The sequence below is a fragment of the Nitratireductor sp. L15S-10 genome (assembly GCF_045011005.1).
In the GTDB taxonomy this organism is placed as follows: Bacteria; Pseudomonadota; Alphaproteobacteria; order Rhizobiales; family Rhizobiaceae; genus Nitratireductor.
Map to the genome: position 1 here is coordinate 1,944,924 of NZ_CP120674.1, position 13,784 is coordinate 1,958,707.

12 protein-coding genes are annotated in these 13,784 nt (G+C 59.0%); 7 read left to right on the plus strand and 5 right to left on the minus strand.

From position 1 onward, the window contains the following. The first annotated feature begins 73 nt into the window (after positions 1-73). Together P2W41_RS09275 and gltX are read left to right on the plus strand one after the other, a co-directional pair. The gene (locus P2W41_RS09275) at positions 74-1,291 is read left to right on the plus strand and encodes an MFS transporter (protein WP_404932994.1); all 1,218 of its coding nucleotides are present in this window, start codon (positions 74-76) and stop codon (positions 1,289-1,291) included. 46 nt (positions 1,292-1,337) lie between these two features. Then, positions 1,338-2,711, plus strand: coding sequence for a glutamate--tRNA ligase (gene gltX / locus P2W41_RS09280; protein WP_404932995.1), 1,374 nt, complete (start codon positions 1,338-1,340; stop codon positions 2,709-2,711). On the opposite strand, the gene P2W41_RS09285 is transcribed toward gltX, so the two are convergent. The 3 genes from P2W41_RS09285 to P2W41_RS09295 form a co-directional block, all read right to left on the minus strand. After that, the gene (locus P2W41_RS09285) at positions 2,629-3,210 is read right to left on the minus strand and encodes a DUF2865 domain-containing protein (protein WP_404932996.1); all 582 of its coding nucleotides are present in this window, start codon (positions 3,208-3,210) and stop codon (positions 2,629-2,631) included. The genes gltX and P2W41_RS09285 overlap by 83 nt on opposite strands. Beyond that, entirely contained in the window at positions 3,134-3,727 is a 594-nt protein-coding gene (locus P2W41_RS09290; protein ID WP_404932997.1) for a hypothetical protein, read from the minus strand. The genes P2W41_RS09285 and P2W41_RS09290 overlap by 77 nt, the downstream gene beginning before the upstream one ends. Before the next feature lie 168 nt (positions 3,728-3,895). After that, positions 3,896-6,211 carry an NADP-dependent malic enzyme gene (locus tag P2W41_RS09295; RefSeq protein ID WP_404932998.1) on the minus strand — a complete coding sequence of 772 codons (2,316 nt, stop codon included), beginning with the start codon at positions 6,209-6,211 and terminating at the stop codon, positions 3,896-3,898. Between the two features lie 309 nt (positions 6,212-6,520). Between P2W41_RS09295 and P2W41_RS09300 the strand changes: the two genes are divergently transcribed. Beyond that, the gene (locus P2W41_RS09300; protein WP_292895913.1) at positions 6,521-7,351 is read left to right on the plus strand and encodes a UDP-2,3-diacylglucosamine diphosphatase; all 831 of its coding nucleotides are present in this window, start codon (positions 6,521-6,523) and stop codon (positions 7,349-7,351) included. Positions 7,352-7,392: 41 nt separating this feature from the next. Here the strand turns inward: P2W41_RS09300 and dgcA are convergent, their stop codons facing one another. Next, the gene (dgcA, locus tag P2W41_RS09305) at positions 7,393-8,376 is read right to left on the minus strand and encodes an N-acetyl-D-Glu racemase DgcA (protein WP_404932999.1); all 984 of its coding nucleotides are present in this window, start codon (positions 8,374-8,376) and stop codon (positions 7,393-7,395) included. A gap of 114 nt (positions 8,377-8,490) precedes the next feature. Here dgcA and P2W41_RS09310 point away from each other — a divergent pair, with 114 nt between their 5' ends. The 4 genes from P2W41_RS09310 (at position 8,491) to P2W41_RS09325 (ending at position 12,598) form a co-directional block, all read left to right on the plus strand. Further along, on the plus strand, positions 8,491-9,681 hold the full coding sequence (locus P2W41_RS09310) for an ABC transporter permease (RefSeq protein WP_292895909.1): 1,191 nt from the start codon (positions 8,491-8,493) through the stop codon (positions 9,679-9,681). Positions 9,682-9,689: 8 nt separating this feature from the next. After that, positions 9,690-10,502: an ABC transporter ATP-binding protein gene (locus P2W41_RS09315; RefSeq protein ID WP_404933000.1), complete on the plus strand. Its 813-nt coding sequence runs from the start codon at positions 9,690-9,692 to the stop codon at positions 10,500-10,502. 9 nt (positions 10,503-10,511) lie between these two features. After that, complete coding sequence (locus tag P2W41_RS09320) at positions 10,512-11,885, plus strand: MlaD family protein (RefSeq protein ID WP_404933001.1); 1,374 nt, start codon at positions 10,512-10,514, stop codon at positions 11,883-11,885. A gap of 110 nt (positions 11,886-11,995) precedes the next feature. Further along, a complete protein-coding gene (locus tag P2W41_RS09325; RefSeq protein ID WP_292895903.1) occupies positions 11,996-12,598 on the plus strand; it encodes an ABC-type transport auxiliary lipoprotein family protein in 603 nt (200 codons plus the stop codon). Between the two features lie 19 nt (positions 12,599-12,617). Here the strand turns inward: P2W41_RS09325 and P2W41_RS09330 are convergent, their stop codons facing one another. Further along, complete coding sequence (locus P2W41_RS09330; protein WP_404933002.1) at positions 12,618-13,658, minus strand: zinc-dependent alcohol dehydrogenase family protein; 1,041 nt, start codon at positions 13,656-13,658, stop codon at positions 12,618-12,620. Positions 13,659-13,784 lie beyond the last annotated feature (126 nt).

Genomic DNA, 13,784 nt, shown 5'->3' on the forward strand with positions numbered 1-13,784 from the left:
TGGCGGGCTAGGATGCGCCAAACCGCATCTGCGGCAGTCCCACGACCTCACGGGTCAAACATCAGAGCTTTTCATGTCCTACCTGAACTTTCTTCGCGAGAACGCGCGCTGGCTTGCGGGCGGATTTCTTCTGACGCTATTTTCGTCGTTCGGGCAGACATTCTTCATTTCGCTTTCTGCAGGTGAGATCCGCGAAGAGTATGGCCTCTCCCACGGCGCGTTTGGCACGCTATACATGGTGGCGACATTGGCCAGCGCTTTCACCCTGCCGCGACTGGGACAGATCGTTGACCGCTACCCGGCGCGCAAGGTCACTCTCATCATCATTCCCCTTCTGGCGCTGGCCTGCATCTTCATGGCGCTATCGCATTCACTCCTCGTTCTGGTGGTGACGATCTACATGCTGCGGCTGTTCGGGCAGGGGATGATGACGCACAATTCATTGACGGCGATGGGGCGCTGGTTTTCTGCGCAGCGCGGGCGCGCGGTGTCTGTCGCGACCCTCGGCCACAATGTGGGTGAGGCAATTCTGCCTTTGGCCTTCGTTGCGGTGGCTGCTCTCGTCGGCTGGCGCAACAGCTGGTTCATTGCCGCAGCCCTGCTTCTGCTGTTTGCCTTGCCGGTCATTTCCGGCTTGGTCGCCGTTGAGCGTGCGCCACGCGCCAGCGATCCTGCCGAACGTCGCAGCACCACACGCGACTGGACGCGCGGCGAGGTTCTGCGCGATCCCGTCTTCTACCTGCTCCTGCTAGGTGTCATGGCGCCGGGCTTTATCGGCACCACGATCTTCTTCCATCAGGTTTATCTGGTGGAATTGCGTGGCTGGTCGCTGGAGGTGTTTGCCTCTTCCTTCACCTTCATGGCCTCGATGACGGTTGTATTCGCGCTGATCTCCGGACAATTGATCGACCGGTTTTCTGCGGTCGCGCTTCTTCCCGGCTTCCTCATTCCACTTGGCTCGGCCTGTCTCATACTTGCGGCCAGCGATGCCCAATGGAGTGCGTTTGTCTTTATGGGTCTGATGGGTGTCTCCTATGGGTTTTCATCCACTCTCTTCGGTGCGCTGTGGCCGGAGGTCTATGGAATCAGGCATCTGGGTTCCATCCGGGCGCTGACCGTGGCCATCATGGTCTTCGCAACCGCCATGGGCCCGGGCATTACCGGATTCCTGATTGATCGCGGCGTCAGCTATCCGCTTCAGATCGGGATAATGGGGATTTACTGCCTTGCAGCCTGCGTGATGCTTCTGTTTGTATCCCGTGGCCTCGCTGCCCGACAGCTAGCCGCATAGCCGGTTCTCCTTGCCAATTGCAGCGCTTTTGGATAGGCCCGCACCCATGACAGTCACCGTTCGTTTCGCGCCGTCTCCGACCGGCCACATCCATATCGGCAATACGCGCACCGCGCTCTTCAACTGGCTTTACGCGAAGAAGCAGGGTGGGCGATTTATTCTGCGTTTCGACGATACGGATGTGGAGCGTTCCCGAAAGGAATACGCCGATGGCATCGCCCGTGATCTCGATTGGCTCGGGATCAACCCGGACCTCACCGTCGCCCAGTCTGATCGTTTCGCCCACTACGACGCGGCCGTCGAGAAGTTAAAGGCCGCTGGTCTTCTTTATCCCTGCTACGAGACCACGGAAGAACTCGAGCGCCGCCGCAAGATCCGGCTTTCACGCCGCCTGCCACCTGTTTATGGCCGTGAAGCGCTAAAGCTAACCGACGATGAAAAGGCTGCAATGGAGGCCGAGGGGCGCAAGCCGCACTGGCGCTTTCTGCTGCCGAATTACTCTGACGACCCATTTGCGCCCAGCCGAACTGAGGTGCATTGGGATGACGTTGTCCGCGGTCCGCAGACTGTTGATCTCGCTTCCATGTCGGATCCCGTACTGATCCGCGCCGATGGCACGTATCTCTACACGCTACCCTCGGTGGTCGATGATATTGATCTAGGCGTGACGCATATCATCCGCGGTGACGACCATGTAACGAACACGGGCGCCCAGATTGCCCTGTTCCGGGCGCTTGAGGCGCAGCCGCCGGCTTTTGGACATCACAATCTTTTGACAACCGCATCGGGTGAGGGACTGTCAAAACGTACAGGCGCCCTTTCCATCGCCAGCCTGCGTGAGGCCGGAATAGAGCCCATGGCGGTCGCTTCTCTGGCGGTGCTTATCGGCACGTCGGAGAACGTGACGGCAGCCCCCTCAATGGAAGAACTGGCCGCGCTTTTTGACCCGACTTCCACGTCTCGGTCGGCGGCGAAATTTGATCCTGCTGAATTATCGGGCCTCAGCCGACACCTCATTCAGGCTTTGCCATTCGGCCAGGTAGCAGCCCGTCTTTCGCGGCTGGGCATCGCCGGGGAGGATGCAGAGGCTTTCTGGCTCGCCGTCCGCGGCAACCTTGAGACGGTTTCCGAAGCAGAAGATTGGTGGCGGATTGTAAAGAAAAGCCCGGTCGAGCATGCGGATCTGCCGATAGAGGATCGGGAATTTGTCCGGGCCGCCGCAAAACATCTGCCGCAGGAACCGTGGGATGCGGACACCTGGCGCGCGTGGACCGGAGCAGTCAAGGCCGAGACCGGGCGCAAGGGGCGCGGGCTCTTCATGCCGCTGCGCATTGCCCTTACGGGGCGGGAGCAGGGTCCGGAGCTCGCAGGTCTATTGCCTCTTTTGGGTCGGGAAGAAACGCTGGCCCGACTATCCTGACGCGGCGTTGGGCTGCTTCATCATCGAACGAGCGAGATTGAGGAGTGTCGTCCAGGATCGGTCCTGCGATTTCACTTTGTGCTGACTCCTGTTTCGGAGGCACCGCCACATAAAAGCTTGATGTCGTTTCCCCGGTTGTCTCCTTGGCCACCACCTGGGTGTCTGACGAGTGAGTGGTCTCTTGAGTTGAGGCGCTCTCGGTATCGACCGCTTTTTCTCCTGCCAGGATTGTAAACCGTCTGTCCTTACGGCAGCTGCACGTTTCGCGAGAAACCCCTGTTCGACGGTAGCTGAATGCTTTCGGCAACTCACGGTACGGGGTGCCGTCTGCCGTCGAAATCATGTCCTCGGCTTCCTCGTTCAAAACGTCATGTGCATAGAGTGCGACTTCTGCTCCAGGGCAACGCGCCATGCAGGTCTTCTCATCCCGGGAGAATTTGTCCCTGGACACTGAAAACGAGATTGGGAAATAGTACCCGTCGCACGACCGCACGCACATGGTTTGAAAAACCGTGCTGGGGCGCTGCCGCTTGCGGGCCGCCGATGGCGTGCTTTGCTTGCTGCGCTCTTTGCTTTTTTTTGCGCGTTTTTACGGCACCCTTGTCATAGCAATCGTTGGCTTTCAGCCTTGCCTGAATTCGCGAGCGTTGAGCTTCGGAGCCGCCACCGATACGGCCTTGCTGCCTGCGCAGTTTTGCGAGGTTGTTCTCCATGCTCGCAGCCGACTTTCTCAGCTGAGCGCATTCAGGAATTCGATTGCCGAAAATGCCGAAGCCACATTTCGCCTGCTTCATGCGCGCACGCACGATGCCAAGCTGTTGTTGCTGCTTCGCTATGGCTCGAGAGTAGTTCCGGCTTTTGCTGGAGGATCCGGAGGGCATGGCTGCGAGCCGCGCTTCAAGTGTCTTGCAAATGCGCGATGCCGTTTGGGCAGGAGAAATTGTGATCGCTACGACTGGCATGGCTGTAAAAGCCAGTAAAATCAATCGCAACAGGTATTTACCACCCAGACGCATCTTGTGCCCCGCCTGCACTTTCCGGCTGCCGCGCGAGCAGTCCGCATCGCGCTTTGCTATACATCACCGGTTGAGCCGCGAAGATAAGGCAACCAGGTTAAGCTACGGTTAGAGACATCAGTCTTTCTCCGATGCGCCTCTCAATTCATTCCGGCGCGCGACTGGCACTCAGCTGGTCATGACCGCCTTGCTTTTTTGCAATGCTTCCACGGCTGCCAGAGCAGTCATGTTCACAACCCCGCGCGAGGTGACCGAAGGTGTCAGAATGTGCGCGGGCATGGCCGTTCCAAGCAGGATAGGACCGACATGCAGCGCATCAGTCATGATCTTCAGCGTGGTTAGCGTGATATTGGCTGCGTCAAGGTTCGGGAAGACGAGAAGATTGGCCTCGCCGGAGAGCGACGCCTGCGGAAAGACGCGCTGGCGCAACACTTCCGAGAGCGCGGAATCGCCGTGCATTTCACCATCGGATACAAGATCGGGCGCGACGCGCTTCAGCGTCAGAGCGGCTTCGCGCATCTTGATCGAGCTCTCTGAATCGCGTGAGCCGAAATTGGAGTGCGACAACAGCGCCGCCTTTGGTTCGATGCCGAAGCGCCGAATTTCTTCGGCCGCCAGGATCGTCGTTTCCACGATCTCGGATGCCGTTGGGCAAAGGGTGACATAGGTGTCGGTGAAGAATGTTACACCGAACTGCGAGATCAGCATGGAAAGGGTGGAGAGATCGCACACGCCTTCGCGCTTGCCGATGATCATGTCGACATAGCGCAGGTGTTTTTCAAAGCGCCCTTCAAGACCGCAGATCATGGCGTCGGCCTCATCGCGCATCATGGCGATGGCGGCGATGACCGTCGTGTTGGTGCGGACGAGTGTCCGAGCAGCCTCCGGTGTCACGCCGCGCCGGCCCGCCAGCTGCACCAGCAGATCGACATAGTCGCGATAGCGTGGGTCGTCTTCCGGGTTGATGATGGCGAAGTCCTCGCCGGGTCGAATGCGCAGGCCATAACGCTTCAGGCGCGTTTCCACCACATGCGGGCGGCCGATGATGATGGGCTCGGCAATGCCTTCCTCAATCACGACCTGTGCTGCCCGCAGAACACGCTCATCTTCTCCGTCCGCGTAGATGACGCGCTTCGTTCCCGCGACCTTGGCTGCGGAGAATACGGGTTTCATCACCAGGCCCGAGCGGAACACGAAGCGGTTCAGCCGATCGAGATACTGGTCCATATCTTCAATCGGGCGGGCTGCGACACCGCTTTTCATCGCCGCTTCCGCAACCGCCGGTGCAATGCGCAGGATGAGACGGGGGTCAAAAGGTGAGGGAATAAGGAAATCCGGTCCGAAGATGGGCGTCTCGGCGGAATAGGCGCGCGCTGCGACATCAGAGGGCTCTTCGCGAGCCAGACCGGCGATTGCCTTCACGGCGGCACGCTTCATCTCCTCGTTAATCGCGGTCGCCCCGACATCGAGCGCTCCTCTAAAGATGTAGGGGAAGCACAGAACGTTGTTCACCTGGTTCGGAAAGTCCGAGCGCCCGGTGCAGATCATGGCATCGGGCCTTGCCTCACGTGCCACGTCCGGCATGATTTCGGGCACGGGATTGGCGAGCGCGAGGACCAGCGGCTTTTCGGCCATGTTCGCCAGCATTTCCGGCTTGAGAACACCAGCCGCCGAGAGCCCGAGAAACACATCCGCGCCGCCAATCACGTCAACCAGATTCCGGGCGTCGGTATCCTTCACATAGGGCGCTTTCCAGCGATCCATCTCTTCCGTGCGGCCTTCGTAAACGACACCGTGCCGGTCGGTCAGCCAGATGTTCTCGGTTTTTGCGCCGAGCGAAACAAGCAGATTGAGGCAGGCAAGCGCAGCCGCTCCCGCACCGGACGAAACGATCCTGGCGGTAGCAATGTCCTTGCCAGCCAGTTCGAGACCGTTCAGCACGGCGGCGGCCACGATGATAGCGGTGCCATGCTGATCATCGTGGAATACGGGAATGCCCATGCGGGCCTTCAGCCGTTCCTCGACTTCGAAGCATTCGGGCGCCTTGATATCTTCCAGGTTGATGCCACCGAAGGTTGGTTCGAGGGCAGCGATGGTTTCGACCATGCGGTCGATTTCGGGCGCGTCGATCTCGATGTCGAACACATCGATGCCGGCAAATTTCTTGAAGAGGACAGCCTTGCCTTCCATTACCGGCTTGGATGCAAGTGGACCGATATTGCCGAGCCCCAGCACTGCCGAACCGTTGGAGACCACGGCCACAAGGTTCGCTCTGGCCGTGTAGTCGGCAGCGCTCTTCGGATCGTCATGGATTGCCATACAGGGGGCGGCTACGCCGGGCGAATAAGCCAGGGCCAGATCGCGTTGATTGCCCAAGGGCTTGGTCGCCTGGATTTCCAGTTTGCCGGGGGTGGGGTAACGGTGAAAGAAGAGCGCGGCTTCGTCAAATTCTGATCGCTGCTGCTTCTTGTTGTCGGACGACATTGGCGGCTCCACATTATGGCTCTGGCGGCGTGGCCGTTTGGCTTGCGGCATTGCATCCAAGCGTCGCCCAGACTTTTGAAAAGATCGCGACGCTTACATGGTCTGATTCATCTCCTGTGCTTAGGCGCTCGCAGAGGCTTTTTCCAGCGTTGAATGTCGTGAAGCAGTTTCATGCGCTGGAATCATGCGCCGACCGGATATTTCGTGGTCTGATGGAGCCGATTTTCCGTATTGAAACGGTAGTCGTCATATGTCTGTGACATGAATCGGGCCATAGAATGCGCGACTTAACAAGGCTCAGGCGGGACAATGACCGGCGCTGAACACCGCAGATTTCGCGCACTCTTCATTTCAGACGTTCACCTCGGCTCGAAACCGGCGAAAGCCGAGTTTCTGATCGATTTTCTGCGCTACCACGATGCAGAGAAGATCTATCTGGTCGGTGACATCGTCGATGGCTGGCGCCTCAGGCGATCATGGCACTGGCCAGCAGCACACAATGACGTGGTGCAGAAGCTCCTGCGCAAGGCGCGCAAAGGAGCCGAGATTACCTATATCGCCGGGAACCACGATGAATTTCTGCGCTCGTTTCAGGGCGTCCATTTCGGCGGAATCGTCGTGGCAGACAGGGTGGTTCACGAGACGAGCGACGGACGTAGGTTCCTCGTCATTCACGGCGATCAGTTTGACCAGGTCGTGCATAATGTACGCTGGCTCGCCTATCTCGGCGACAAGGCTTACGATCTTGCCATAGTCGTCAATCGCGTGATCGGGCGCGTACGGCGTGTGCTTGGGCGCCCTTACTGGTCTTTTTCCTCATGGGCGAAGATCAAGGTCAAGAAGGCTGTAAAATTCATAAGTTCGTTCCAGGATGTGCTTGCGCAGGAAGCCCAGCGGTCCGAGGTTGATGGTGTTATTTGCGGCCATATCCACCATGCTGCGATGGAGGATATCGGCGGGGTCACCTACATGAACACGGGAGACTGGGTGGAGAGTTGCACAGCCCTGGTGGAACATTTCGATGGTCGTTTCGAAATCATTACGTGGGCACAGATTCTCGATGCGCAACCTGTTGCCGGCGACGTTCGGGAAAACGGTGTGGTGACTGCGTTCCAGAGAGACCGGATCAAGGCCGCCTGAACGACCCTGACCCCCGAAGCGCTTCTAGCCCCGGAACAATTCTAGCCCCAAAGTTGAGGCGAAGGCGGCGAGACCAGCGAGCCGGAATAGGAAAGCCCATGGGGGCGATCCTTGGCCAGAAGCAGTGGCCCGTCCAGATCCACGTAGTCGGCGCCCTGTGCAAGAAGAACAGCCGGCGCCATGGCGAGCGACGTACCCACCATGCATCCGACCATCACGCCGAAGCCCATTTTACGGGCGCGGTCTCGCAATTCCAGTGCGGCGGTAAGGCCACCCGTCTTGTCGAGTTTGATGTTGACGAAGTCATAGAGCCCCGCGAGGTCTGGAAGGCTATCGGCGGTGTGGACGCTTTCGTCCGCGCAGATTGGCACAGGATGTGGAATTTCGCGCAGGATCTCGTCTTTTCCGGCGGGCAGGGGCTGTTCGATAAGAGCAACGTGGAATTCCGCCGCCGCCAAAATATTCTCGCGGATATTGTTCTCTGTCCAGCCTTCATTCGCATCCACGATCAGGCGGCTGTCGGGGGCAGCGCCTGCGACAGCATGAATGCGCGCTGCATCATTTTCGCCGCCGAGCTTGACCTTCAACAGCGGGCGGGTTGCGTGCGCGCGCGCCTGGGCAGCCATCTCCTCGGGTTCCGCAAGAGAAATCGTGTAGGCCGTCTGCAATGGGCGCGGCGGAATGGTGCATGCGGTTACGGAAGCGCGCCGACCGGAGAGTTTCGCTTCCAGATCCCACAATGCGCAGTCGACAGCGTTGCGCGCGGCTCCGGCAGGCATGGATTTGACAAGATCGGCGCGGGTGATGCCGTTGGCGATGTCTCCACGCACTGCTTCGATCTGGCTGATCACGCTCTCTTCAGATTCGCCGTAACGAGGGTAGGGCACACATTCGCCCTGCCCACGGACGCCGTTTTCACTCACCGTGCAGGTGACGACTCGCGCCTCCGTGCGCGACCCCCTGGAGATCGTGAAAACGCCAGCTATGGGAAAGCTCTCGGTGCCTGTGGCCAGTTCGCGTGTCATTTCCGCCCTTCTTCTCGCAAAAATCTCAATTATCAGAGGAACATGCCTTATATGGAGGCTCTGTGAGCCGGCAAGCGGTTCCCTTTGGACCTGCTCCACACTAATGATGGTGCCATGTTGACCAATTCCGTTGACGACGCAAGCGACGCGGGGAGCCCGGCCGGCCAGAGTGAGGAACCTCACCTGGAGACAGGCACCGAAGACGGTGTGCTTTCATGCCGCCTGACCGGCGCCTGGAACACACGCACCGTTGCGCGGGTCGATGCCCGTATGCGCAAACTGGAAGCGCAGGATGAGCCACAGCGCGTCCTGATGGATCTTTCCGGTATCAGCAGCCTCGATACGGCAGGAGCCTGGATCATCGAGCGCCTCGTCTATGCGCATCAGAGGCGCGGGGCCGAGGTCTCCATCAGCGGCGAAAGCGAGGCCGCCAAGATACTTCTGCCGGCAGTGCGGGGCGCGGTCGAACAGGACAGCGAAAGCAGGCCTCAGGAAAAAGGCTCGCTGCTTGTCAATCTGTTGGGGCGTATCGGCCACGCAATGTACGAGGCGCGGGACGATATCGTCTATGGCGCTCATATTCTGGGGGCTACCATAGGCGGCGCCCAGATGAAGCTTGGCCGCGCGCACGCCATTAATCCAGCCGCCATCGTCAACCAGATTGATCGGATGGGGGTGGGCGCGGTGCCGATTATCGTGCTGATGTCGGCCATCGTCGGCGCCATCATCGCCCAACAGGGTGCGTTCCAGCTGCGTTATTTCGGCGCGGAAATCTTTGTTGTCGACCTGGTTGGGATCCTCATTCTGCGCGAGCTCGGGGTGCTGATGACCGCGATCATGATCGCCGGCCGTTCCGGCAGCGCGATCACCGCTGAAATCGGCTCCATGAAGATGCGCGAAGAAGTGGATGCGCTGACCGTGATCGGTCTTAATCCGGTCGGTGTTCTCGTCTTTCCACGTCTCGTGGCACTCATGGTGGCAGTTCCCTGTCTCACCATCGTTGCCAATTTCGCAGCGCTCGGCGGCGCGATGCTGATCGCCTGGCTTTACTCTGGCATCCCACCGGAGGCATTCATCGATCGTCTGAGGGATTCCATCGATCTTTCAACGATTTTTGCCGGCTTGATCAAGGCACCCTTCATGGCTCTGATCGTCGGGATTATCGCTTCAATCGAAGGCATGAAGGTGGGGGGAAGCGCAGAGTCACTGGGAACACATGTCACCGCGTCGGTGGTCAAGGCCATTTTCGTGGTGATCGTCGTGGACGGAATGTTCGCCATTTTCTACGCGGCAATCGATTTTTAGGTGGCGGGATGGTGCTGATCGAACAACGGCAGGAAGAGCAGGCGGTGCAGTCCCGGGATGTGGTTCTTTCCGTGCGTGATGTGACAGTGGGGTTCGGTGACACGCTGGTGCTCGACGGTCTTTCGCTTGACGTGTACCGTGGTGAAATTCTGGGCTTTGTCGGGGCTTCGGGCGCGGGAAAGTCTGTGCTGTTGCGGACGATCCTCGGTCTTATCCGAAAAAGGTCGGGAACCATTCACCTGCTGGGACAGGATCTCGATGCGGCGACGGATGAAGAGCGGCTGAAAGTCGACATGCATCAGGGTGTGCTGTTTCAGCACGGCGCGTTGTTTTCAGCACTCACGGTCCTTGAGAACATCCAGGTGCCGATGCGTGAATATCTGGATCTGCCGCGCGCACTGATGGATGAACTGGCTTACCTGAAACTCGAGCTCGTCGGCCTGCCGCGTAGTGCGGCGCCGAAATATCCCTCCGAACTCTCGGGCGGCATGATCAAGCGCGCAGCGCTCGCCCGCGCGCTTGCGCTGGACCCGGATATCGTATTCCTGGATGAGCCGACCTCCGGTCTTGACCCGATCGGCGCGGCCGAGTTCGATGAACTTGTCGGGAAACTGCGCGACACGATGGGCCTGACCGTCTATATGGTCACGCACGATCTCGATAGTCTCTTGACGGCGTGCGACCGCATTGCCGTTTTGGGTGGCAAACGTGTGCTCGTGGAAGGCACGGTCGAGGACATGCTTGCATGCGACGATCCTTGGGTGAAAGCCTATTTTAGAGGAAAGCGGGCTCGGCAGATCGACCGTACCGCGAGAGATTAGCAGGTTACCATGGAAACCAGAGCCAACTACGTTCTTGTCGGCTTCTTTACCGTGCTGGTCATTCTGGCTGCATTCGGTTTCGTGTACTGGAGCGCGAATATAGGGGACCGGGGCGATACGGCTGTGCTGCGGTTCAGAATTCCTGGCTCTGCATCCGGTCTTTCGCGTGGCAGCGCGGTGCTCTTCAACGGCGTAAAGGTGGGCGATGTTCGACGCGTTTATCTGGATCTTTCCAACCCAAGCGTTGCGATCGCCGATGCGGAGGTCGACCGCCTGACCCCGATCACACAATCCACGAAGGCAGATGTCGGATTGGCCGGGCTTACGGGCACGGCCAACATCGAGCTGACCGGTGGCAACCCCAGAGAGCCCAACCTCTTTGATCTGGCAGAAGAGCAGGATACGGTCGCGGAAATTCAGGCGAGCCCTTCGGCTGTCACCAATCTTCTTCAGACCGCGCAGAGCCTTTTGACGCGGGCCGACAATGTGGTGTCGCAGCTTGAAGGATTTACAAAGGACGCCCGGCAACCGCTGACGGACACGGTCAAAAACGTCCAGCGATTCTCCGAGGCCCTGGAGCGCAACGCGTCCGGCATCGATTCATTTCTTGCGAATGTGAGTTCGCTTTCAGAGACGATCTCTAACGTGTCGGGTCAACTCGACAGCACTCTGAAGGCCGCCGAGGAATTGATCGCTTCGGTCGATCGCGACAAGATTTCATCCATGGTGAGCAATTTTGACGAGTTTTCCGGTCGACTGGAGAAGGCGAGCCGCAACATCGATACGGTCATGTCCAGTGTTGAGGAGACCGTGCGCTCGATCGGTACATTTTCGACCAACGCCAACCAAACGCTAGCCAAGCTTGATGGTGTTCTGGACAGCGTGGATCCCGCTACGGTGAAATCCGCCGTCGGAAATTTCGAAGAGGCAAGCGCCACGGTGAACCGGGCAGCCAAAAGCATCGCCGATGTCAGCGAAACTGTGGACAAGCGCAAAGAAGACATCGATCAGTTCATAACCAATGCCAGCGAATTGGCCAGCCAGCTGAACAAGTCGTCGGTGCGGCTGGATTCGGTTCTCGCCAAGCTCGACGGCATGCTCGAATCCGGTGACGGTGAAGGCCTCATGGCCGATGCGCGTGAGACACTCAAATCGTTTCGCAAGATGGCTGAAACACTTACGGTTCGGGTCGATGCGATCTCCGGAAATCTCGAGCGCTTTTCGGGCGGCGGATTGCGAGAAGTCGAGTCGCTGGTGCGCGACGCTCGCCGCTCCATCAACCGGATTGAAAGTGCTGTCACGGACTTCGAGCAAAACCCGCAGCGCATCATAACCGGCGGAGAGGGGACAATTCGTCGTTATGACGGGCGGGTGCGACGTTGACATTCATGCGGCATCACCCCAAACCAGTTGGGATAGGGCCTTTAGTTTTTTGAACGATTTCAGGGGCTGGTCCCGCCGGGTTCACCGGCGTTCGGATTGAGGAGCGGTTGTTGAGGACGAGGGCGAGGATTATTGCGCTGCTGGCGCTGGGGGGCGTTCTGTCCGGCTGTGCTGCCTTGCCAGGTGGCGGGCCTGCGCCTGTCGATGCGTTTGACCTCACCACACCCTCGGTGTCGCAGGATGGGCGTCGCGTCAGCCGGAAGCAAATCCTGGTTACTGAGCCCACCGCCATAAAGATGCTGGATGGGCAGGATATTGTCGTTAAAACGTCAAGCGGCGCCATCCAGTATCTTGGCGGTGTGCGGTGGGCAGATCGCCTGCCGAGGATTGTCCAGACGCGTATGGCCGATCTCTATCAGCGCTCGGGCCGCTTTGGAGGTGTCGGTATGCCAGGCGAGGGTCTGGCTATCGATTACCAGATTCTGGCAGACCTGCGCGCCTTCAATGTTCGTGTCGACGGGCAGGATCGCGCTGAAGTCGAGATCTTCGTTCGCATTCTGAATGATCGAAACGGGGTGGTGCGGGCTTCCCGCATATTCAGCGCGTCGGTGCCCGTGAGCGGAAACGGCGGGCAAGCGTTCGCCTCGGCGCTCGACCGTGCCTTCGGCACGGCCATGGCCGGGCTGGTGGACTGGACTGTCTCCAATATCTGAGGCCGAAGGCCTGCTTGGCTCAAAAGCGGCTGATCACGGTGGCTCCGACAGATTGGAAGCGGTTCATTTCCATCAGGGCGTGGATTGATTCTTCAAGGCTGATCTCTCGTCCCACAAGCTGATCTGGAGCGAGTTTACCCGATTGCACCATGGCCAGCATCGCGTCGTATCGATGTGCCTGCATGCCGTGACTGCCAAGCAGTTCCAGTTCATGCGCGATGATCCTGGCCATTGGCACTTGCGGAGTGCTGTGTTCGGCCAGCATCAATCCCACCTGAACATGCCTGCCACGTCGACGCAGGCAGACTATGGAGTTGAAGCAGGTCTGGGGGTGACCCAACGCATCGATTGAGAGATGCGCGCCACCATTTGTCAGGTCGAAGATCGCTTCAGCGACACTGGGCACCTTGGTGGCGTTGATGGCCTTTGTGGCGCCAAGTCGACATGCAAGTTCAAGCTTGTCGTCGGCGATGTCTACAGCTACCACATTTGCTCCCAGTGCGTCGGCTATCATGATAGCGGAAAGTCCGACGCCTCCGCAGCCGTGGACTGACACCCATTGACCGGCAGAAACCCTGCCTTGATCCACCACCGCCCGAAACGACGTTGCGAAACGGCAGCCAAGGCTGGCCGCGGTCACGAAATCCATGGTTTCAGGCAGTGCGACGAGATTGAGGTCGGCCTGATCGATGGCGACGAATTCTGCAAACGAGCCCCAGTGGGTAAAGCCCGGTTGGAACTGATTGTGGCAGACCTGCTGGTGGCCAGCGTGGCACTCGGGGCAGGTGCCGCATCCCCCGACGAAGGGAACGGTGACCCGATCGCCGATCTTCCAACGCTGAACATCCTTGCCGATGGCTTCCACTGTGCCAGCCAATTCATGACCGGGGACATGCGGTAGCTGGATATCCGGGTCATGCCCCATCCAGCCATGCCAGTCGCTGCGGCAAACCCCAGTGGCCTGGACCTTGATCACCACGCCGTGGTTGACCGGCGTCGGGTCGGGCAGGGTAGCGATCCGCGGCGTTTGCGCAAAACTTTCGAAAAGAACGGCTTTCATACGGATCTCACAATGGCTGAAATCTTGAGGTCAGGGTTACCAGAGCTGCCGATGATGTGTCAGGGGCAAAGGGATTGTCTTGTTCCTGCAGAAATTGTGCGTTGGCGCAACCGATGTCTGACTGCA

Excerpts from the sequence above, each read along its gene's own strand:
- P2W41_RS09275 (WP_404932994.1), top strand. The coding sequence starts at position 74 with ATGTCCTACCTGAACTTTCTTCGCGAGAACGCGCGCTGGCTTGCGGGC.
- gltX (WP_404932995.1), top strand. The coding sequence starts at position 1,338 with ATGACAGTCACCGTTCGTTTCGCGCCGTCTCCGACCGGCCACATCCAT.
- P2W41_RS09285 (WP_404932996.1), bottom strand. The coding sequence starts at position 3,210 with ATGTGCGTGCGGTCGTGCGACGGGTACTATTTCCCAATCTCGTTTTCA.
- P2W41_RS09290 (WP_404932997.1), bottom strand. The coding sequence starts at position 3,727 with ATGCGTCTGGGTGGTAAATACCTGTTGCGATTGATTTTACTGGCTTTT.
- P2W41_RS09295 (WP_404932998.1), bottom strand. The coding sequence starts at position 6,211 with ATGTCGTCCGACAACAAGAAGCAGCAGCGATCAGAATTTGACGAAGCC.
- P2W41_RS09300 (WP_292895913.1), top strand. The coding sequence starts at position 6,521 with ATGACCGGCGCTGAACACCGCAGATTTCGCGCACTCTTCATTTCAGAC.
- dgcA (WP_404932999.1), bottom strand. The coding sequence starts at position 8,376 with ATGACACGCGAACTGGCCACAGGCACCGAGAGCTTTCCCATAGCTGGC.
- P2W41_RS09310 (WP_292895909.1), top strand. The coding sequence starts at position 8,491 with ATGTTGACCAATTCCGTTGACGACGCAAGCGACGCGGGGAGCCCGGCC.
- P2W41_RS09315 (WP_404933000.1), top strand. The coding sequence starts at position 9,690 with ATGGTGCTGATCGAACAACGGCAGGAAGAGCAGGCGGTGCAGTCCCGG.
- P2W41_RS09320 (WP_404933001.1), top strand. The coding sequence starts at position 10,512 with ATGGAAACCAGAGCCAACTACGTTCTTGTCGGCTTCTTTACCGTGCTG.
- P2W41_RS09330 (WP_404933002.1), bottom strand. The coding sequence starts at position 13,658 with ATGAAAGCCGTTCTTTTCGAAAGTTTTGCGCAAACGCCGCGGATCGCT.